At 46.8% G+C, this 716-nt stretch carries 1 protein-coding gene; it reads left to right on the top strand.

Annotated elements, in window-relative coordinates:
• Window positions 1-716: flagellin (locus IQO02_RS08395; RefSeq protein ID WP_010438616.1), on the top strand; the 716-nt coding region annotated here is incomplete at both ends.

The raw sequence follows: 716 nt of genomic DNA, 5'->3' as shown, positions 1-716 counted from the left end.
ATGGAGCGCCTAGCTTCAGGCTCTAAAATCAACAGCGCAAAAGATGACGCTGCGGGCCTACAAATCTCTAACCGTTTGAACGTTCAGAGCCGCGGCCTTGATGTTGCTGTTCGTAACGCGAACGACGGTATCTCTATTGCACAAACTGCTGAAGGTGCAATGAATGAGACGACGAACATCCTGCAACGTATGCGTGATTTGTCTCTACAATCTTCAAATGGCTCAAACTCAAAATCTGAGCGTGTAGCGATTCAAGAAGAAGTAACAGCACTAAACGACGAATTAAACCGTATCGCAGAAACCACGTCTTTTGGTGGTAACAAACTGCTTAACGGTACTCACGGTACTAAATCATTCCAAATCGGTGCGGATAACGGTGAAGCGGTAATGCTTCAACTGAAAGACATGCGTTCTGATAACGCTCAGATGGGTGGTAAGAGCTACCAAACTGAGAACGCGAAAGACAAAGACTGGAACGTTCAAGCGGGTTCTAACGACCTGAAACTATCGTTCACCGACAACTTCGGCCAAGCGCAAGAAATCGACATCAACGCAAAAGCGGGTGACGATATCGAAGAGCTAGCAACGTACATCAACGGTCAACAAGATTCTGTGAAAGCGTCTGTAACTGAAGACGGTAAGCTACAAATGTTTACTGGTAACAACAAAGTTGAAGGCGAAGTGGCGTTCTCAGGTAGCCTAGCGGGTGAGCTTGG

Source organism: Vibrio sp. OPT24, assembly GCF_015163545.1.
GTDB lineage: Bacteria > Pseudomonadota > Gammaproteobacteria > Enterobacterales > Vibrionaceae > Vibrio > Vibrio cyclitrophicus.
Note: the sequence above shows the minus strand (reverse complement) of the source record. Positions and strands in the feature narration are given on the sequence as shown.